The following is a 19,295-nucleotide window of genomic DNA, read 5'->3' on the forward strand; positions in this document are numbered from 1 at the left end:
GAAGAGTGAGGCGATGGGTAGTGTGCACTCCATGACAAGCAGCGATGCGGTAGCCATAGTTGTGGTGAACTATGGCTCGCACGAGCTCCTCGAAGCAAACCTCCTCAAGGTCGCGCGGGGCACTCCTGAGGCGTACGTCGTGGTTGTGGATAATTTCTCCAGCCAGCAGGAGCGTGAGGCTGTACTGAAGCAAGCGGAGCAATTCGGTTGGGAGACGGTTCTTCCATCCTCGAACCTTGGTTTCGGAGCAGGCATGAACCTCGGCGTGGAGAAGGCCCAGGCGCTGGGAGCAACCAGCTTTCTGCTCCTCAACCCTGATGCCAGCCTGGACGCTGACAGTTTTAACGCATTGAGGAAACAGGTGTCAGCCCAACCCAGGAATCTGGTGTCACCCACTGTTATTCGCCCCGACGGGTCAGTCTGGTTCGCCGGGGTGGACTTGGATTTGGATTCGGGGACGATGCGCTCCTGGAGGAAGAGGAATCCTGCTGACGGCAGGAGGACCGAGCCGTGGCTGAGCGGCGCCTGCCTGATGGTGGGCCTTGAGCTTTGGCAGGAGCTTGGCGGGTTCACTCCGGACTATTTTCTCTATTGGGAAGATGTTGATTTGTCTCACCGGACGCGGCTGGCGGGAGGCGACGTTGTGGTTTTGGCCGGAGCAACTGCAGTCCACGACGAAGGCGGAACGCACGAGGTGCAAACACGGTCCAAAGCCGGCCACGGCAAGTCCTACACCTACTACTACTACAATCTTCGGAACCGTCTCCTGTTTGCTGCCCAGCACTTGGATGAGAAAGATGTCCGGCGCTGGATGCGGACATCGGCTGCTGCCGCCCGGGGGGTGCTCCTGCAAGGTGGCAGGCGCCAGTTCCTCCGGCCCGTCCAACCCCTTTTGGCAGCTATCCGCGGCACCCGGGACGGCCTCCGCATCGCACGTGTAGAGCTGAAACGCAGGAGCAGCCCGGAAGCCACCTCCGTCCCTCCTGAGTCACGAGCAGAACGGCTGTAGGACCCCGGCAGATACTCAATGATCAAAACTTGATGGAATAGAAGTTCATTCCTTGTCAAGTGGGTACTAGTACTGGATAGTATGCATTGATCCACCATTAACCGGGGGGAACGGGTGACACCCAGTGAATTCATAGCGATCTTGCGCAAGCAGTGGACGACGATCGTCGCCCTCGGCCTCATGGGCGCACTGATCGGTTTTGCTGTGGCGCGCTTTACTCCAGAAAGCTTCCAGGCGACAAGCAGCGTCTTTGTCTCCACCCAGCGTGGGGAGACGTCGGCAGAACTCGTCCAAGGATCCACCTTCACGCAGAACATCGTTCAGTCCTACGCGCAACTGGCCACCATGCCCGTTGTATTGGATCCCGTCATCCGCCAGCTCGGCCTGCCCGTTACCGCGACTGCCCTTTCCAAGTCCATCCGAGCGGAAACGCCCCTGAATACGTTCATCATCGAGATCACTGTGACCGACGGCTCCGCCGAACAATCGGCCAGGATTGCAAACGCTGTTTCGGACGAGCTGGCCACAGCCGTTCAGCGCATTTCACCCAAAGATGCAGACAACGAGCCTGTGGTGAACCTGGAAAACGTGGCCCAAGCCACCACCCCGCCTACACGATCCGCGCCGAACACCCCGTTGCTCGTCATCACCGGCTTGGGCATCGGCCTTGCCCTGGGTTATGCCTTCGTTCTGCTCCGGGCGGTGGTTGACACCCGGATCCGCACAGAAAACGATCTGCAGCGTATCGGTGATACGCCTGTCCTCGGAGTGATCGGACGTCAGCCTGTATATCGTTCAAAGGAACAGCGCGCACGTAACCCCATGGCTGAACCGACGGCCGAAGCTTACAGACGGCTCGCCACCAACATTGAGTTCCTCGATCCTGATACGAAGATCAGTTCCATCGTCGTAACGTCGTCAATGCCTGGTGAGGGAAAAACAACGACGGCGGTAAACCTGGCACTCGCTGCCGGCGAGCTCACTCCACGTGTGCTGATAGTGGATGCTGACCTGCGCCGTCCGAATGTGGCCAAGCATTGCGGAATTGAAGGGTCGGTAGGACTCACATCAGTACTGTCGGGACACGTCTCCATTGAGGACGCGGTACAGCAATGGAACCACATCAATATCCTTACCGCTGGCTCCCTGCCGCCCAACCCGAGCCAGATCGTCAACAGCCACGCCTTCGCAGACCTGATGGTCAAGCTTTCAAGCTCCTACGATCTTGTGGTGGTGGATTCCCCACCCCTGTTACCTGTCACTGATTCCCTTGCGCTTTCCCGCGTCACCGACGGGGCGCTGATCGTGGTTCGATTCAAGTCGACGCGGCGCCAGCAGATTAGCGGCTCCCTGGATGCGCTGGAGGCCGTCAAGGCACGGGCCATCGGCGTCGTCCTGAACCGGGTAACGCAAAAGAACAAAGATTCCGAGTACGTCTATGAGGGCACAACGGCCTTGCGGCCCCAGGAGCGCTTGCGGGCCTACGTATCCAGCCTTGGAGAGAGGACCCGCGCTGCTGCCGCCAATGCAGGCAGGAAGAACAGCGCGGCGAATGGTACTGCGCCTCAGGCTAACCCGGTCGGCGTGCTCAGCTCAGTTGTGAACACGAAACGCACCGGCAAACAGCCCAAGCCATGAACCCAAGGCGTGGTCCGGCAACGCCCGTCCTCCCTGCACGCAGAGGGGGTCCAGCCTCTGCCCACAGCGCCAGTGCTTTGTCAGTGCCGTCCAGCGGGCATGCGGGAAACATGCTGGCTGCTTACGCCGCCGCTCTCACCTTGGTTCTGCTGGGAATACGATTCAACATTGGCCAGGGAATGACTCCTGGATACCTGTTGGCTATCTTCCTCCTCCCGCTGTGGCTACCCGCGCTCCACCATTTCCGCGGGGCGAGACTGATCCTGCTCACCGGCGCTCTGGCCTTGATCTCCGGCATCTGGCTGACGGCACTCGCAGCTGCCGATCATGAAATCAGTCTCAAGAACCTGACGTCTGACTCCGTCCTGGTGTTGGGAATCATGGCTGGCGTTGGAGCGGTCCTGTGGGCCCGCCAACTGTTTCCTGTTCAGGTTGTCGGCTTGCTTTTTGGTGTCGGGCTCGTGGCATCCAGACTGATTGATGAGTCACGCATGGGGGCAAACCCATGGAAATACGCCTTCTCTGTCCCTGTTGCTGTGATTGCTCTGGCACTGGCACGGTACCTCCAGAGCCGTTTGGCCGAGATCCTCACCCTGCTCGCGCTTGCGGCAGTCTCCGCTGTCAGTGATTCGCGCTCATTCTTCACCATCATCGCGTTAACCGGCATTCTTCTGTTGTGGCAATACCTCCCACGCAGCCGTCGAAACGCCATCTACAAGACGATACTCTCGATCGGAGCTGCGGCCGTCATCACGTATAACGCTGCGGAAATCCTGGTAGTTGAGGGATATCTCGGTGAAGAATCCCAGGCCCGTTCGTTGGAACAAATCAGAACCTCGGGTTCCCTGCTTGTCGGAGGCCGGCCGGAGCTTACGGCGTCGCTGGCCCTTTTCCAGGAACGGCCCATGGGATTCGGCACAGGGGTACTTGCTAACCCGGCGGACGTCCTAGTTGGCAAGGAAGGAATGGCAGGGATTAATTACGATCCCAACAACGGGTACGTCGAACGTTACATGTTCGGCGAAAAGATCGAGCTGCACTCGGTGCTGGCCGATCTGTGGGCCTATTTCGGCATACCCGGCCTTGTTGCGGGATTGGCCATCCTTGTGCTTCTACTTCGCGTGCTGCTTACGCTGGTTGCCCACAGAAACGGCTCCGGACTCGAGTTATTCCTGATCGTCCTGACTCTGTGGAATCTGTTTTTCAGCCCCCTGTACACGTCTGCCCCCACCCTCCTGCTCACTCTTGGCCTCGCCCTGTTACGGAAGCCCGGCCGCCATGAACAGTGGGACCATTCTGCGGTGAGGGAACCCGGGGGTCGAACAACATGGCAGGGCGCTTGAGGTTTCGCCGCGGTGCTTATTAATTCGCTGGCGGAATCCAAGTCCCCCAAGTCTGACGACTTCGTCCTGAGGACCATCGTCACGCGTTCCGTATCCTGACGGTATCCGGACTGATCATTGTCGTCCTCGCGGTGACCGTCGGTCAGCGCATCGCCAAGATATTGGAAACTATTCCGCCTGGGCCGGTGATTATTGTGCGGACCCTGAGTACAGTGGAAACAACCGCTTTGGGGGGGCAACCCGGCGGCAGGTGAAGCATGAAACGAAGCTATCACTTCAAAAGTCCGGCACAGCGCGGCTGGACTCTCACCGTTGCCGCCCTCATGGTTTTCCTGCTCGCCGGCGTACTCTGGTCCGCCGCCGCCTCGGGCGGCGGGAACCAGCAGGAAATGGTTCCTCTAGCCGGGGAAACCCCAACGAACGCCGCTCCAAAAATCATCGACGAAGGCCCTCAGGAACCGATTCCGGAAGCTTCGCAGGAATCCGTAGCTGAACAGCCCGCTGATGCACCGGCGGGCGATCCTGCCCCGGAGGCCCTCGTGGCCGAGAAGCCAGCCCCCGCTCCCCCGGTTGGTCCCCCACAGCAGCCTGCTCCCTCGGCACCACCCATGGCGCGGCCATCCGCACCTCCTGTCGCTATCGGCGAACCAGCCCCGGTTAGCGCAGGAATCCTCACCAAAGTTTTGAGCATTGAGTCTGTCCAGGGGGAGGCCCGGATCCCGGGTGAAATCGCTGCTCCTGCCATCCGCGTAACTCTCCAATTCACCAACCACACTCAGTCTTCAGTGGATATGACCCGCACTGTGGTCATCGCCGAATACGGCCCCGACTCTGTACCAGCCGAAGAACTTGGCGGCGGCGCATCGGACTTTCCCACCGAGATCGCACCGGGGCAGAGCGCATCCGCCGTGTTCATTTTTGCCGTTCCAGTTGAGCAAAGGAACGGAGTCCGGTTCCTGGTGGACCACAAATTGGATCTGCCCGTAGTAGTCATCGAAGGTGCCGCGCCCCGCGGTTGACAACTGGCCAAGGAGGCCCCCATGCGCATTCTCCCCACCATGGCACACCGTGTGCTTGCCTTGCTCACGGGTTTGGCCATGATCCTCGCCGGGCTCGTTGTCCTCGGATCAACCGCGGTGGCGGACTCCTCACCGGTAGACCCGACGAATCCGGCCACTCCTCCGACGGTCACAGCGGACGCCCTGCCTACGGTGCAGGTGAACGGCGTCGTCTGGCAACAGGTGGTGGTCGGGGACATCGTCTATGTGGCCGGCAACTTCACCACTGCGAGGCCTCCGGGAGCAGCTCCCGGAACCAATACCACCCCCCGCAACCACACCCTCGCCTTCCGCCTGAGCACGGGTGCGTTGATAACCGACTGGGCTCCCAGACTCAATGCGCAGGCGATCACCATCACAGCGTCTCCTGACGGAACAAGAATTTACGTTGGCGGGGCCTTCACCACTGTGGATGGGGCAACGGCCTACCGTGTTGCAGCCATTAATGCAGTAGGCCAGCCAAACCAGGGAAAGATGATCACCAGCTTCCGGCCAGTTGTGAATACCAGGGTGAATGCCATCGTGGCAACGGCCAGCGTGGTGTATCTTGGCGGCTGGTTCAGCGGGCTGAATTCGTCGGGGCGGTCAAAGGCAGGTGCCGTAAATGCGTCGGACGGAAGCACCACGGCATGGAATCCGCTCACTGCAGGAGGAGACGTACTGGCAATGAGGATGTCGCCGGATGGGAGCCGCATGGTGCTGGGTGGAAACTTTACCAGCATGAACGGCTCGTCCAATCCCGGCTATGGCCTTGCCTCCGTTGATACCGGAACAGGGCGAACCAACTATCCGATGGCGGTGAACTCCGTGGTTCGTGACGCGGGAGCCAACGGTGCCATCCTGAGCCTTTCCGGCGACGCCAACTATGTGTATGGGACGGGCTATGACTTCGGCACCGGTGCTAACTTCGAGGGAGCGTTTTCCGCTGCCTGGGGTGACGGGAAGATCAACTGGATCGAAGACTGCCATGGAGACTCCTACGGCGTCGCCCCCATTGGAAATGTTGTCTATGTGGTGAGCCATGCGCACTATTGCGGGAATGTCGGCGGTTTCCCCCAGACCAATCCCTGGACGTATTACTACGCCAAAGCGTTCAGCCGGCAGGCTACGGGAACAGTCACCAGGGATCCGCTTGGTTACCCTAACTTCGAAGGGAACCCGGCCCCTACTCTCCAGAACTGGTTCCCGTCGCTTTCAGCCGGTTCCTTTACCGGTCAGTATCAGGCTGCCTGGACTGTCACGGGGAACTCACAATACGTTGTCCTGGGCGGTGAGTTCCCCCGGGTGAACGGCGTGGCCCAACAGGGTCTGGTGCGGCTGGCCGTTAAGGAACTCGCGCCCAACGCCCGCGGCCCGGTGCTATCCGGAGGATCATGGGTGCCTACCGTGCAGTCGCCGTCCTCGGGAACTGCGCGGATTGACTGGCAGACGAACCACGACCAGGACAATAAGAACCTGACTTACCGTGTAGTTAGAGACGGCGCAGTTACCGTCACCACGGTGTCGCGCGAATCGACTTTCTGGCAGCGGCCCACGTTGAGCTTCACGGACTCGGGCTTGGCGCCGGGCTCCACCCACAGCTACCAGGTCATCGCTTCGGATCCGTTTGGACGGCAGGCCTCGTCCGCGACGGCGTCAGTCACCGTAGCCGGAACCCCCACGGGAAACACTCCGCCCACCGCTTCCTTTACTGTCAGCGCCACGGGCCTCACCGCTTCAGTCAACGGGTCCGCCTCATCTGATCCAAACGGCACCATCAGCTCGTACGCTTGGAACTTCGGCGACGGACAGACCGGGTCGGGCGTCTCCACATCCCACACATATGCCGCAGCTGGAACGTACACCATTACGTTGACGGTCACGGATAATGCCGGAGCCACCGGAAGTACTTCCCGTCAGGTGAGTGTCACAGCGGGCGGCGTGCAGCTGCAGGTGCATGCGCGGGACGCTTTTGAAAGGGCCGTCACGAGTGGCTTCGGTCGCGCGGAGGTCGGCGGAGACTGGAGCGTCTGGGGCTCGAGCGGAACCTCCCTGAACGTCAGCGCAGGGCGGGGCAACATCACCCACTCGAACGGCGGGTCCTCCGGTACCGCTCACCTCAGGTCGGTGGCCACTAACGACGCCGATTTGTGGGTCAAGCTCTCGCTGGACAAAGTGACCAATGGCGGAGGCTCCTACTTGAGCATCGTGGGGCGTGACCGTGGAACATCCGGTGACTACCGGGCGAAGGTGGTCATCGGCGCATCGGGTGCCGTGTCGCTGCAGGTTTCCAGGGTTTCCGGCGGCGAGACAGTGCTCGGTTCCGCGAACCCAGGGCTGACGTATGTACCGGGCGACGAACTGCAGCTCAGGCTGAGAGTGACGGGCCAGTCACCCACAACAACCAGTGCCAAGATCTGGAAGGTGGGAACCGCGGAACCTGCCGCTTGGCAGATCAATGCACAGGATTCGACGGCGGCACTCCAAGGTACGGGAGCGATTGGGTTCAGCACCTATCTCTCCGGAAGTGCAACCAATCTGCCCGTGACTGTCCGGTACAACGATCTGCTGGTTCAGACCACTAAATGACAGGCAGAGATCCAAAAATCCAACGCCCTGCCGTGGGTTTGAACGCCGGCAGGGCAATGGAGCTGTCGCCCCTGCTTTCCCGCCGTGAGCTTCTGTTGCTCACGGCGGGCGGCATTCTGATGGCCTCTTGTACGGCCGTCCCGGACAAGCCCGAAGGGTCCGATGGATCTTCAGACCAGACGTCCGGATCAAGCACTGATGCCGGTACGACCCCCAGAAGCAAGCCTTTGCTCGATGAATTCCTCGCCGGGACAGACTCCTTCTTCATCGCGCACCGCGGCTCAGGGGACAACTGGCCAGAGCACACCGCCTACGCCTACGCACAGGCCGCAGCCTTGGGGGCCAAGGCAATCGAGATATCCCTGAGCAGCACTTCCGACGGCGTCCTGGTCTGTCACCATCTAACCAATACCCAGAAACTGACCGGCACCGACCGGGATATTGCCGAGCATTCCTATGCCGAACTTGCGGACCTGCGGAATGATGCCCGCAAGTGGCTAGGCCCCGCCTCACCATTGGAACCCATCCCGATGCTGAAGGACGTCCTGGACGCGCACGCGGCAGACCATGTGCTCTTCATTGAAGACAAACAGCGGACAAACACCGAGGCCCTGCTGGAGGTGCTGGACAGCTATCCGGATGCTACGCAGCGCTTTGTGTGGAAGCAGCCTGGTACTGTCCCCTTGCCTGAGCAGGTGAAGGAGCGCGGCTACAAGACCTGGGGATACTTCACGGACAGCTCGGACAATCAGTTCGAGCGTTTCTCGGCCCCTTTTGACCTTCTCGGCATCTATCACGGTGCGACCGATGAGGAGATACGCCAACTCCTGTCCTACGGCAAGCCCGTGATCTGCTGGGAAGTGCACACCCGCTGGATGCGCGATCGCCTTGAGGGGCTGGGCGTGCGGGGGATGATGTGCTCAAACTTCCCTTACGTGAGCAGCAACGGCCCCCGAAGCACCACCGACAGTTTCGGCTCCGGTCTCAGGGCACCCGGTGACCTGCCTTGGCTGCACCTGTGGGAAAACCAGCCCGTCTTTCAACCAGGGAATGCCTCGATCAGTATCGAGGGCGAGGGTTCCAGCAGCTATGTTATGGGTTCCATGTGTCCCGTCAGCGCCCCATCTTACGTGCTGACCTTCGAGATCCGGCGGCCTGGTGCGTCGTCGCAAGGGGACGGGTTGAGCGCTTGGGGAGCCGGATTAGCATTCGGGCAAGAAGACGACCATCCCTTCCGCCCATGGAGCAGGGTTCCTGTCGGCGGAAACTTTATTTCGCTGAGCGGCGACGGCCTGCTGGAGCTATATCGGCAGGATGCTGGCAGCAACAACCCCCTGCCCATCGCGTCCGCCCAAACGCCGTCGCCCGTTCCCGGCCAATGGATGAAGTTCAGCCTGACCGTAACCCCGTCCACGGTCCGGATCGCACGGCTCGACGACGTCGAAAATGCAGCGGAAGCCGTGGACCACACCTACCGCGGCGGATATTTTTCCCTCTACAAGAGCCACCCCGGTTCCGAGCCGGTGGAGTTCAGGGCCGTGTCAGTGACCCCCGCATAAGCAACGGCGGCTCCCAGTCCTCTCTCGCCCTCAGGGCTGCGTCGAAGCCTGGGTGGCTTCGGGCTCCCGATGGAAGCAAAGATAGAGGCCCACCGCCTGTTCCATCACATAGAACACGGCCGGCGGTATGTCCTTCTTGGCGGCCAGAATCGCTGCGAACGCGGGAGCGCTCAGCAGGGTGGCCACCCCGATCCATCGCCTGGCCCGGTCGCCCGGCACTGCAGTGCTTTGCGCTGAAATGCTCGACGCCGGGACGTCCCGCGCTGCGCCGCTCGCCGCCGCGCCGTCCGGCGCCGGCATTGTCAGAAGCGCTGTCCCGAGTGACGCGAGGGCTACGAGGTGGAGGGTGCAGTAGCCCATGAAGCGCCACGCCGGACCACGCTGGTAGGCGAAGCGTTCCAGGTCCGATGCGCGGTCAGCAAGGTCCGCCACGAACAAGGGCGCACCCGCGAGCAATGCCGCTGCTGCCGCCGTCGCCAGTTTCTTGGGAGGACCGGCCGGAAGCGCGTCGGCAAAGCCGGCGACGCCAACCGGGACGGCGGCTGTTCCTACGGCTGTTACGAACTGCCCGGCCACCCATGCCCGGCGGCCGCGCTGCAGCATTGCCAGACGGTCTGCAGCCCGGGGTGTAATGTACACGCGTGATACCGGGGAGACTCCGGCTCCCCACACAATGGTGGCTGCCACGATGACTGCCCCCACCCGGCGATAAGGGTGCCCCCCGCTGGTGGCGTGAGCCGCATTCATGTGTCAGCCCGCCGGGTGGTCGGCGAGCAGTTCGGCCAGCGACTCCAGGTTGGCGCGGATTGTCCTGCCCTGAGCGCGTTCGATGAGCGGATCGGCCAGTTTGCCGAATACCCCACCCAGGCCGGATTCGGCGTCAACGTGATACGTCAGCTTTGTCCCGCCGTCGACGGGTTCCAAAATGAGGGCCACCGCGAATTTCATTGGCCCCTCCACGGCGGTATTGACCACGCGGTGGGGTGGATCGAATTCCGTGGCTTCCGTTGTCCAATGGAAGCGGCGGCCCATGATCTTGCTGGTTCCGCGCGCACGCGTCCCGAGGCGCGGCGGGCCATCGCTGATCTGCTCCGCGTCGACCACCGAACTGTCCCACACGGGGAGATTCGTGGGGTTGGCGATGTAGTCGAAAACTATGTCCGGCTCCCGATGAAGCACAACACTTTCTTCTATGACAGGCATGACTGTCCCTTCAGCATCTTCCCGACGAACTCGTCAGGTGGCACAAATTCTCCGCCGCCGCTATGAGGGGGTCAAGACGCTGAAGCTGCCCGCTTGGTTAGCTGTAACCGTCCACAATCGCGGCAGCGATTTCACGGTAGGCCCGCCGGGTTTCGGGCCGCAGGGACTCCAGGGTGACCAGATCGCCGTCGGCCACTCCCCTGTCGTGGGGAACCGCAATCAACTGGCGGCAGATGCCTGAAAGGTGCTCCTCGATGGCGTCCTTGTCCACGCGTGTGGAGACCTCGTCCTTGTCCGTGATCACCACAATGGCGTTGCTCGCCAGCTCCTCGTAGCCGTGGTGAGCCAGCCACTGGAGGGTGCTCCGGGCCCGCTTGGCGCCGCTGACGGCGTAGCCCGCAGCGATGATGAGGTTGTCCGCCGATTGCAGGATGCCGCTCATGGCGTTGTGGGTGACTCCGGTGCCGCAGTCGGTCAGGGCGATCGAGTAGTAGCTGGAGATGAGCTTGCGGATGCGCAGGTATTCCTCGGCTGTGAGCGAATCCGAGACTTCCGGATCCTGCTCGCCGGCGATGAGGTGCAGCCGGCCCGCGTGGTGCATGTAGCGTGCCAGGGCCGTGAGTGAATCGATGGATTCGATGTTCTTGAGCAGGTCGGTGATGGTGCGCGGGCTGGCCTGCTGGTAGATCCCTTCGCCGAGGGCGCGCTCCACGAGGTCCCCGGAATCCGGGTTGGCGTCGATTGCGCAGGGCGGGTCACCGCGGAATTCAGCAAGGGTGAGGCCAACGCCCACGGTGGTGGAGGTCTTGCCTATGCCGCCCTTGAGGCTGAGGACTGCGGTGTTGTAGCTCCCCTGCAGCTGCCGTGAGATGCGGCGGCCGAGTTCGTCTTCCTCGCGCTGGCGGGCGCTGGGGCCAAGATTCAGGGAGCCGCCGCTGAGGGCATAGAGGACGCCGCGGAAGCCACCGATGGGGCGGGGCTTCTGCTCGCGGACAAACAGGCCGGGCGAGCTGATGAAGTCCGGCATCGGGGCATCGGCCAGGGCGTCGCGGGCCGCATTCCGGCTTTTTCCGCGCTTTGGAACGGCCTCGGCAGCAGGGGCCGGCTGGCCAGAGACGGATGAATCCGGGACTACAGGGGCTGCTGGTGCACGCTCCGGCGGGCTGGGGATCTCCGCCTCGAGGGTTGCGACGGAGCCGGCTGCGCCGGGTACGGTCGGCATGGTTCCTGTCGCGGTGGCGTCGTTGCCATCAGTACGACGGCGGTCGCGGCGGCGCACCGGCGGCTGTTCCAGGCCTGCCACGGCATTAGCAGCGCTGTCTTCCAACGAATCGGACATTTCTGATCTCCCATACTCGCAAGCTGAGACCTGCGGAGGCCGTTAAACTTCGTCCAGCTAGCAATTCTAGGTGCTCAGCCTGCAGTTCCTGTTTCCGGCGCCGGAAACGGTTACCCGCGTGCTTCTGGTTGTGCACATGGGCGGCACAATTTACATTGAAGAATGACCACTTCCTCGGAACGTGAGCGCGTTCTTGAACTGCAGGATCTCATCATCAGCAGCGAAAGCGTTGCTGAGTTTTTGGGGCACCTCTCCTCATTGGCTGCGACCACACTCAGCCGTGAAAGCGGCTCTACTGTGGAGGTCGGCGTCACGCTGAAACGACGACGGCGGACGGACACCGTTGCGGGCAGCAGCCCGCATGCGGTCAAGCTGGACAGGATCGAGCAGCAGATGGGCGATGGCCCCTGCATCGCGGCCCTGCGGGTCAAAAGTACCGTCCTGCTGGGTGATGTCCGCAGCGATCCCCGCTGGCCGGCCTACCAGGCGGAGCTGGAGAAAATCGGTTGCTACAGCACTCTGGGCGTACCCCTGGAAATCGGCGAGGATTCCTCAGCTGCCCTGAACTTCTTCGCCGGCGAAACCAACGTGTTCACGGAAGCCGTGGTGCGCGAAGCGGAGGACTTCGCCGACATCGCCGGCCGCGCCCTGCGCCTGGCGGTCCGCCTGGGTTCGGCACAAAACCTCGCCGACGATCTCAAGGCAGCAATGCAGAGCCGCACCTCCATTGACCTGGCCTGCGGCGTGATCATGGGCCAGAACCGGTGCTCGCAGGACGAGGCCATGGCGATCCTCGGCAAGGTATCGAGCCACCGCAACCAGAAACTGCGTGTTGTGGCCGAGGAGATGCTGGCCAACATTTCAGGGGCTAAGGTCAGCACGCACTTCGACGGGTAGATGGCTTCGCCACGATCGGCGGGCGATCTCCATGACCCGAACGATTCTCCATCAAAGACAGCTATCGGCCCAGAATGCGCTTAATGAGCTGTTTCGTGGAGTGCTTCACCCACAGCTGATAATGCTCCAATACGTACTGGACTCCCAGTCTCCCCTGTCCGCTCCGGAAGACGAGACCAAACGGCGATGGCGCACTCAGGGCTGATGCGGCTCGATCAGCAAGGGTCAGGTACCCGAGGGCTGTGGGATGGACGCCGTCTGATCGGAGAAGGCGCACACCTTTGAGAGCTCCGTCTACTACGATCACTCCATGCTCGAGCGCAACTTCTCGAATGATGGCTGTCGCTTCGACGCTTGCGGGTACCGTGATGACAATTACGCGATCACACATGGCGGCAAGGCTCGCTGCCGCCGTCTGCATGTTCGCGCGGAATAACGCTGCATCCCACGCGATCCGGGCGTCATTGGTACCCATACTGAGTAGGCCAACAGAGAACTTCCCGTGTATTCGGGGCAGTAACTGATCAACAATGAAGGTTGAGGTGGCACCTCCCTTCGCATACTTCGTGAACGGCAAATCCATGGCCTCAGCTAACCATTGACCCCAAGACTGTGCTTGCACTCCTGCCACCATACGACCATTACCATTCATGATGCTGTCGCCAATCGCGACCAATCCGCCCACGTTTCCCCCATGTTCATCAGTCAAGTGAGACGCAAGTCTATGGCCTCCATATGGGCTTCATGAGACTACGTCGTCATTGGGCGGAAATGAGTCGTCGCCACTGGCGGCAAGAGGGGTGGTGCAACTGAACCAGCAGTCACCTAAAAAATGCTCAGACCTGCCGCGAGATCCGAGCAGACAGCTTCCGGAGCACCCCTGCAAATTTTCTGAATCCAACAAAGACTGGGACGGGTTCGATGACGGCACTCTTAAGTACGCCGTCTTGAGCGTTAATCACGGCCATGAGCGCCTGAATATCTTGTTCCGTAACCCGGGGCCGTTGGCGCAACGACCCGCTCTTGTGCGCCTGTTGTTCCATGATCCGAGACTATGAAGTCGTGAGGAAGGACGCACGAGTAACGGCTACCTGCTTTTCCGATGCCCACTACTTATTTACAGGCGCCGATGATCCGCGATCACGTATGGATGTGTCCGCGGCTGTCCCCGCGTTCTAGTCGGCACCAAGAGCTAGGACGACCACGGCGACGGTCGCCAGAGAGAGGACTGCGAGCACCAGTAGTCCCATCCATTTGGGGCGTTGTTTATGAGGGTTGATATCGACGTACGGCACAGGGAACCCTATCGTTCTGCGGGGTATCGGGCGGATGTCTCTGAGCTGTGGACGCGCACCGGCCTCGGCTTTTGTCGGCGTTGCTTCAATGCAAGGGAGGCAAACGCCACCATCACCGCTGTTGCTGCCATGAACAGGAGAAGACTAACGGCATATCGGGTCACATCCACAGTGAGGACCTTTCAGGTTCAGAGTGAACTTCCGCGATATTAGCCCAGATGTGCACTGTCACATAGTCAAAGGGAAATCGATTACCTCTTCGCCGCTATTGTTGGCCGGATCCTAGTGATGGCCGCGCGTCTCCTGGAGCCGCTTAATAAACCAGCGGGACTGTTCCGGGCCGTAAGGAAGCACAGGGATGGCCTTCGTAGCATCCGACGGTGTGTCCCGGATGGACTGCAGCGCCTGGCGCACTGCCGTACTCATGGTGTTGGCCATGGTCTTCACGAACTGGTCGCTGCAGGGACCGCCGTGGCCGGGGATGAGGAATTCGTAGCGGTGTCTGAGGGCGGAGATATGGCGCAGAACGTCTGCCCACTCCTCCGGATAAGAGTCCTCGAAGGAGGGACGGGAGCCCTGCTCCAGCAGATCGCCCGCGAACAGGGTGGTCGGAGTGCCCACCAGCAGGTCGCCGTCAGTATGCCCCCGGCCCAGCCAGAAGAGGGTTGCGGCCAGTCCGCCCAGGTCCACCAGAACCGGTTGGTCCTTGACGACGGCGTTCGGCACCACCAGTTCAACGTTTTCGCCTTCGCCGGCGGCCATCTCCGGTTCAATGGCGGTAACGAACCGGCGCTGGGCGTCGCCTTTTCCCTCAATCTCCGCAGCGCAGTTTTCGTGGGCCCAAAACTCCGTAACGCCGGCGTCCGCAAACACCGAGTTACCGAAAAAGTGATCGTAGTGGGCGTGGGTATTCACCACCACAAGGGGCAGCTGGGTCTTTTCGCGAACGGCTTCCAGGATTTCCCGGGCCTGCCGTGGACCACAACCGGTATCAATCACCATGGCCCGTTCCGTACCGACAACCAAGCCAGTGTTCAGCAGTGAACCCCGGGTTGCGAGCACATAGTTTTCCGAGCCAACTTCTTGCCATGGTGACATTACTTCTCCGTACTTCCGGCGCGTACCTGCGTTGTTCAGGCCTCGATTCTACGCGGTGAGTTTGGGGAAGCTCGGGATTGTGGGTGTTCAGCGGCGCACGATTTCCTCGGTTATTGCCTTACCCATGGCCATACCGATCACCTGTGCAGCTGCCTCCGTAGGGTGCACTCCATCGGTTGTCATGCCCGAAGCAAAGCGATCGCCCTCGCGGACCCCTGTCACGGGGTCAACGAAAACCCAGCCACGTGACATCGCAAACTGTTTCAGCTGTTGATTGAATCGGGTGGCTAGTTCTGGCTCGAAATCGATAGGGGGAATGGCGGACACGAGAACCTTCTCGGATCCCACCTTCTCTGCGACGCGGACCAAGTTTCCGGCACTTTGCTCGAACGGCACGTCGTTGAAGACATCGTTGGTTCCAGCCAAGATGACAAGTACGTCTGCCTCAACATCCCGGGCGTTCTCTGCCATGGCGGAGGAACGCGCGCCGCTAAGGGCCCAGCCGCCGGCGAACGTCGCCCCAGGCCCAACATGTGACACCCACGAACGTGACCCGATCTTGCCGGCCAAGAAATCGCTGCTGTTGGCTTCAGTGATCGAATCACCGATGGCAGCGAAAGTAACCGACTTTGACGTTGCGCTGGACGGTAACGGTGCCACAGGCGGGTTGGCTGAACAGCCAACCGAGAAAGCAATCGCAGCCGACGCGGTGATCACCAACAAGAAGCGATGGAAACGCATGTACACCTCGGAGCTCTAGTTCAAGTACCCACTAAGTCTATTGCGTCAGGCTCTGCAGACTCATCTTTCGAAGTATGCATTTGTTGACCTTACTCTCGGTTGAATTACGCTCAATTTATTCTTATTATTCGATCAACATTGAGTCAACATTTACTTTTTCCGAAATAGCCACCCAAGTGGCCCGATTGAATAACTACGTATTCGACCACGCGAGCAAGTAGGCACCGCAAATAAAACGCGTAGTCACCACTGTGGTTTGCGCAATTTGGCGGGATTAGTTTCTAAGTACAGCAATTTATGAGTTTGGGAGGCTCAAAGTGTTGATACTTAGAATGGCAGTACCCTGCGTCGCGCGTCTCTGCATTAAAGCGAACAGGTCCATCTCAGCTCCAGGATCGGGTGCGGTCTGCTCTGGATCGAATGAGCACGCCATCATTAGGCGGTCGTATGTCTCGAGGTGCAGTCATGGCTGACGAAGAAATCAGACAGGAAGCCAGCCCAGAAGCTGGCATTAAACGCCGTGGGCTCCTCCGATTTGGAACCATACTGACTGCCTTCACAGGCGCTTCCGCTGTATCCGCTTTTGGCCCTGGGAGTGCCCAGGCCGCGCCAGGGGACAAAAACCCACCGAACACATACGTCCCCGTTGCCGAAAAGGGTGTGCCCTCAGGGGTGGCGACCCTGGATTCTGCATCGAAAATCCCTGTTGTACAAGTTCCCGATCTTTCTACGACCTATTGGCCACGGACGAGCGATGCTATTCGGATCACCAAGGAGGAAGTTGCCGGTCTAACTGACGTAGTTCCGGTGCTCCGAGCGGCTTCAGACTTTGCTGTCGCTAATGGCATCCACCGAATTTACCTCCCACCTGTAACGATGGAATATCGATCTCGATGGTACTTGAATGTTGGTCCGGAACGTGGACTCGAAATAATTGGACATGGCGAACACACGATATTTAAGCATACTGGCGGAACACCGAACCTCGCATTTATTCACGCCCTCGGTACGGACGGGCCTAAAGTAGCTGTTACTGCAGATATCCCCGCCGGCAGCACTTCAGCAGTTTTTCCCCCCGCCGTGGCATCTACGCTCACCGTAGGGAGCTGTGTTGGATTTGAATCCAGTTTGGTAGTTTTTGATGTCAACAATGAAGCTGGCATGCCTACTCACGCTAGCGAAATCCGAAAGGTCGCCGCCGTAGCCGGCGAGAACGTGACCTTTGACGGCCCGACTATATGGCCCTACAACGTCGCGCAAGCTGCTGTTGTCTGGAAGATGAATCCTGTCAACGGCATCAAGCTCCGAGATTTCGTCATCACATCGTCCGATCCTCTGGTTAATAAGTGGAAAGGAATCCAAATCGCAAAAGCGACCAACATCGAAATTAGCGGTATTACCTTCCGCGACGCTGGTGGGGGACTCTTCCTCTATGACGTACTGGATGCCGTTGTGTCAAACGTCAATGCGGATCGACTACCCAATTACACCAGTTTCCTAGGCTATGGCGTCTGCGTTGCGGGACGGTCCGCTAATATTCTCGTTCAAAATCTGAAGGGACGGGGTACGCGCCATGTCTTCACTACCTTGTCAGACGAGCGGAACGGAATTCTCTGGGGTGGCCCGAGGCACATCACTGTCCGTGGAGGGGTAGGGGAAGCTCATCCAGGCAGCTTCTCGGTTTGGGACACCCACCCGCAAGCATACGATGTAACATTCGAAAATTGTCATGCTTCGGGTGGCGTTGCGGGATCTGGGGATTCCTGCGGCTTTCAGATACGTGGACAAAAAGTACAGATTATCAATGGTGTGGCAAGAAACATGGGCGCGGGCGGCTTACGTCACCACACAATGGCTGAAAATCTCGAGGTCAATGGAGGTGAATTCTCATATTCGAAAACGTTTGGGCTCGCGCTAAATTCCAATGCCCGAATCAGTGGAGCATGGGTGCATCATAATGGCGCTTCTGGCGTCGTATTAGGGGCAAGGTCTTCGAAGGTACAAATCGTCAACAGCCGCATAGAGGACAACGCACAAATATCAAGTGGTTATGGAGTCCATGACCAAAGCAAGGGCGACCAGCCGGGGATAGTATTGGGGCCAGGAAACATTGTTCCGAAGGGCGCTTCACAGGTTATAAGCGTAATGTCCCCAAAAAACGATATGGTGATCTATGGGAATGTCTTACGCGGGTACGGTGCAGGATCCGACGGCATAGGCGGAACCCCTGGGACCGGTGTTTTCCGAGGGCAGAATATTACCGATTGACATGCAGCAACGTAGACTCAGCAATTTCTGGGGCCGCAGAAGTCGATCTATCAATGAGCGAAAATGCCCCGATAATCAACAACCAAAAATACCCCTGTTGCAGTGCCGCTGAAGTTAAAGAAAATCCTACAAGAACCGCCATTACGCCGACAATCACCGCATCCACGCCTCGGACTATTGCGTGGATGGCCAAGCCGATAATTAGGCAATATATAATCGCAAAAGCCAAGCCGAGCGCCAGGCCACCTTGGAACCATGCACGCAGAAGGACATTGTGAGTTAGCGTCACGTTGTCAAAAGTTGCACCTGACGAGAAGTCCAACCCGCGTCCCATGAGAGGGTCCGACTGGATTCTTTCCCATGCATAGGCGTACGTGTTCTGCCTGATGTCCAGGGTGCTTGCGGCCGATGTCTGTCCTGTCACCTGCAGGAACCTCTCGTAGGGTCCACGCATGATTCCGGCTTGTCCCATCTGCCCGATCCCCCAGAGTGCAGCTGCTGCACCTCCTGTGATAAGCAGTGGAACTCGGACTGAAACCCTAGCCGCACTCATGAAAACTACCACCCCTGCTGAACAAGCAATCAGCGAGCTAATGCTTCCGGAGGCGAGAAGCGCCCCGATGTTGACGATGAGACCCAGCATCCAGAGCACCTTGCGCCTGTTGCTTTTGAAGATCAGGTGAAGGAAGACAACAATCGCTACGCTGGACAGCACTCCGACGATATTGGGGTGCCCGGCGAGGCCCGGCGCCCTGCCATATAGGACCTTTGCGCCGAGTACCGACGTTCCTGAAGCTTGGACGATGGCAGCCAGAGCCGACACCGTTTGCCCGGCCAGGAGTGCCCCCACAGCTGCCTTTTGAAGGCCGGGGACGGTAGCAAGATACCGCAAAACATATGGACCGAGGGCGATGAAAAAGACAACTTGAGCGCCTATTAGCATGTGACCCGCAAGCGAGTCGGCGTGGATAGATGAACTTACTACTCCGATGACTGCCAAATAAGCGGCCGTAAGCCAAACCGCCTGCCCTACTGGACGTTGTAATTTGCCGAGCACAGCGACAGCAAATATCACTCCGAAGACGGATACGGACCAGGCAGCTGCTGCCAGTCCTGGCATTGCCTCGGAGAATGGCAACAGCAAGAAAATAATGGCTGTTGCGCAGCGGAAAAGACCATCTGTCGCATCACGACCGGGCTTGACCAGATCATCAGTATTCCCCATTTGCATAATCCTATCGGTGCCCGGGTGCCGAGGACTGAACACGAATATATTGGA

At 59.6% G+C, this 19,295-nt stretch carries 16 protein-coding genes; 9 read left to right on the top strand and 7 right to left on the bottom strand.

What is annotated here, in order from left to right:
- The first annotated feature begins 31 nt into the window (after positions 1-31).
- From MU551_RS07510 to MU551_RS07535, 6 genes are all read left to right on the top strand, one after another.
- Positions 32-1,009, top strand: a complete 978-nt coding sequence (locus MU551_RS07510) for a glycosyltransferase (protein ID WP_247042126.1) — start codon at positions 32-34, stop codon at positions 1,007-1,009.
- A gap of 114 nt (positions 1,010-1,123) precedes the next feature.
- Entirely contained in the window at positions 1,124-2,647 is a 1,524-nt protein-coding gene (locus MU551_RS23480) for a tyrosine-protein kinase domain-containing protein (RefSeq protein WP_247042127.1), read from the top strand.
- Between the two features lie 110 nt (positions 2,648-2,757).
- Positions 2,758-3,990, top strand: coding sequence for a hypothetical protein (locus tag MU551_RS07520; protein WP_247042129.1), 1,233 nt, complete (start codon positions 2,758-2,760; stop codon positions 3,988-3,990).
- A gap of 257 nt (positions 3,991-4,247) precedes the next feature.
- On the top strand, positions 4,248-5,009 hold the full coding sequence (locus MU551_RS07525; protein ID WP_247042131.1) for a hypothetical protein: 762 nt from the start codon (positions 4,248-4,250) through the stop codon (positions 5,007-5,009).
- A 21-nt stretch (positions 5,010-5,030) separates the two neighbouring features.
- Complete coding sequence (locus tag MU551_RS07530; protein WP_247042133.1) at positions 5,031-7,616, top strand: PKD domain-containing protein; 2,586 nt, start codon at positions 5,031-5,033, stop codon at positions 7,614-7,616.
- On the top strand, positions 7,613-9,175 hold the full coding sequence (locus tag MU551_RS07535; RefSeq protein ID WP_247042135.1) for a glycerophosphodiester phosphodiesterase: 1,563 nt from the start codon (positions 7,613-7,615) through the stop codon (positions 9,173-9,175). Before MU551_RS07530 ends, MU551_RS07535 begins: the two co-directional genes overlap by 4 nt.
- Before the next feature lie 30 nt (positions 9,176-9,205).
- Here the strand turns inward: MU551_RS07535 and MU551_RS07540 are convergent, their stop codons facing one another.
- The 3 genes from MU551_RS07540 to MU551_RS07550 all read right to left on the bottom strand — a co-directional run bounded on the left by MU551_RS07540 (position 9,206) and on the right by MU551_RS07550 (position 11,717).
- Entirely contained in the window at positions 9,206-9,922 is a 717-nt protein-coding gene (locus MU551_RS07540) for a hypothetical protein (RefSeq protein WP_247042137.1), read from the bottom strand.
- A 3-nt stretch (positions 9,923-9,925) separates the two neighbouring features.
- On the bottom strand, positions 9,926-10,378 hold the full coding sequence (locus tag MU551_RS07545; RefSeq protein ID WP_247042138.1) for an SRPBCC family protein: 453 nt from the start codon (positions 10,376-10,378) through the stop codon (positions 9,926-9,928).
- Positions 10,379-10,475: 97 nt separating this feature from the next.
- Positions 10,476-11,717: a MinD/ParA family ATP-binding protein gene (locus MU551_RS07550; protein WP_247042139.1), complete on the bottom strand. Its 1,242-nt coding sequence runs from the start codon at positions 11,715-11,717 to the stop codon at positions 10,476-10,478.
- A gap of 162 nt (positions 11,718-11,879) precedes the next feature.
- Here MU551_RS07550 and MU551_RS07555 point away from each other — a divergent pair, with 162 nt between their 5' ends.
- The gene (locus MU551_RS07555; protein WP_247042140.1) at positions 11,880-12,614 is read left to right on the top strand and encodes a GAF and ANTAR domain-containing protein; all 735 of its coding nucleotides are present in this window, start codon (positions 11,880-11,882) and stop codon (positions 12,612-12,614) included.
- A 61-nt stretch (positions 12,615-12,675) separates the two neighbouring features.
- Here the strand turns inward: MU551_RS07555 and MU551_RS07560 are convergent, their stop codons facing one another.
- The 3 genes from MU551_RS07560 to MU551_RS07570 all read right to left on the bottom strand — a co-directional run bounded on the left by MU551_RS07560 (position 12,676) and on the right by MU551_RS07570 (position 15,667).
- Positions 12,676-13,299, bottom strand: a complete 624-nt coding sequence (locus MU551_RS07560) for an SGNH/GDSL hydrolase family protein (RefSeq protein ID WP_308198295.1) — start codon at positions 13,297-13,299, stop codon at positions 12,676-12,678.
- 892 nt (positions 13,300-14,191) lie between these two features.
- On the bottom strand, positions 14,192-15,007 hold the full coding sequence (locus tag MU551_RS07565; RefSeq protein ID WP_247042141.1) for an MBL fold metallo-hydrolase: 816 nt from the start codon (positions 15,005-15,007) through the stop codon (positions 14,192-14,194).
- 87 nt (positions 15,008-15,094) lie between these two features.
- The gene (locus MU551_RS07570; protein WP_247042364.1) at positions 15,095-15,667 is read right to left on the bottom strand and encodes an SGNH/GDSL hydrolase family protein; all 573 of its coding nucleotides are present in this window, start codon (positions 15,665-15,667) and stop codon (positions 15,095-15,097) included.
- Between MU551_RS07570 and MU551_RS07575 the strand changes: the two genes are divergently transcribed.
- Together MU551_RS07575 and MU551_RS07580 are read left to right on the top strand one after the other, a co-directional pair.
- Positions 15,615-15,767 carry a hypothetical protein gene (locus tag MU551_RS07575; protein WP_247042397.1) on the top strand — a complete coding sequence of 51 codons (153 nt, stop codon included), beginning with the start codon at positions 15,615-15,617 and terminating at the stop codon, positions 15,765-15,767. The two genes, MU551_RS07570 and MU551_RS07575, sit on opposite strands and share 53 nt — an antisense overlap.
- 446 nt (positions 15,768-16,213) lie before the next feature.
- Positions 16,214-18,016, top strand: coding sequence for a right-handed parallel beta-helix repeat-containing protein (locus MU551_RS07580; RefSeq protein ID WP_247042142.1), 1,803 nt, complete (start codon positions 16,214-16,216; stop codon positions 18,014-18,016).
- On the opposite strand, the gene MU551_RS07585 is transcribed toward MU551_RS07580, so the two are convergent.
- Positions 18,006-19,241: an O-antigen ligase family protein gene (locus MU551_RS07585; protein ID WP_247042143.1), complete on the bottom strand. Its 1,236-nt coding sequence runs from the start codon at positions 19,239-19,241 to the stop codon at positions 18,006-18,008. The genes MU551_RS07580 and MU551_RS07585 overlap by 11 nt on opposite strands.
- Positions 19,242-19,295: the final 54 nt, after the last annotated feature.

Origin of the sequence: Arthrobacter rhizosphaerae (assembly GCF_023062595.1) — a bacterium.
Lineage (GTDB): Bacteria > Actinomycetota > Actinomycetes > Actinomycetales > Micrococcaceae > Arthrobacter > Arthrobacter rhizosphaerae.

Excerpts from the sequence above, each read along its gene's own strand:
- MU551_RS07575 (WP_247042397.1), top strand. The coding sequence starts at position 15,615 with ATGGCAGCGAAAGTAACCGACTTTGACGTTGCGCTGGACGGTAACGGT.
- MU551_RS07540 (WP_247042137.1), bottom strand. The coding sequence starts at position 9,922 with ATGAATGCGGCTCACGCCACCAGCGGGGGGCACCCTTATCGCCGGGTG.
- MU551_RS07565 (WP_247042141.1), bottom strand. The coding sequence starts at position 15,007 with ATGTCACCATGGCAAGAAGTTGGCTCGGAAAACTATGTGCTCGCAACC.
- MU551_RS07535 (WP_247042135.1), top strand. The coding sequence starts at position 7,613 with ATGACAGGCAGAGATCCAAAAATCCAACGCCCTGCCGTGGGTTTGAAC.
- MU551_RS07525 (WP_247042131.1), top strand. The coding sequence starts at position 4,248 with ATGAAACGAAGCTATCACTTCAAAAGTCCGGCACAGCGCGGCTGGACT.
- MU551_RS07510 (WP_247042126.1), top strand. The coding sequence starts at position 32 with ATGACAAGCAGCGATGCGGTAGCCATAGTTGTGGTGAACTATGGCTCG.
- MU551_RS07550 (WP_247042139.1), bottom strand. The coding sequence starts at position 11,717 with ATGTCCGATTCGTTGGAAGACAGCGCTGCTAATGCCGTGGCAGGCCTG.
- MU551_RS07530 (WP_247042133.1), top strand. The coding sequence starts at position 5,031 with ATGCGCATTCTCCCCACCATGGCACACCGTGTGCTTGCCTTGCTCACG.
- MU551_RS07520 (WP_247042129.1), top strand. The coding sequence starts at position 2,758 with ATGCTGGCTGCTTACGCCGCCGCTCTCACCTTGGTTCTGCTGGGAATA.
- MU551_RS07580 (WP_247042142.1), top strand. The coding sequence starts at position 16,214 with ATGGCTGACGAAGAAATCAGACAGGAAGCCAGCCCAGAAGCTGGCATT.
- MU551_RS07585 (WP_247042143.1), bottom strand. The coding sequence starts at position 19,241 with ATGGGGAATACTGATGATCTGGTCAAGCCCGGTCGTGATGCGACAGAT.
- MU551_RS07545 (WP_247042138.1), bottom strand. The coding sequence starts at position 10,378 with ATGCCTGTCATAGAAGAAAGTGTTGTGCTTCATCGGGAGCCGGACATA.
- MU551_RS07555 (WP_247042140.1), top strand. The coding sequence starts at position 11,880 with ATGACCACTTCCTCGGAACGTGAGCGCGTTCTTGAACTGCAGGATCTC.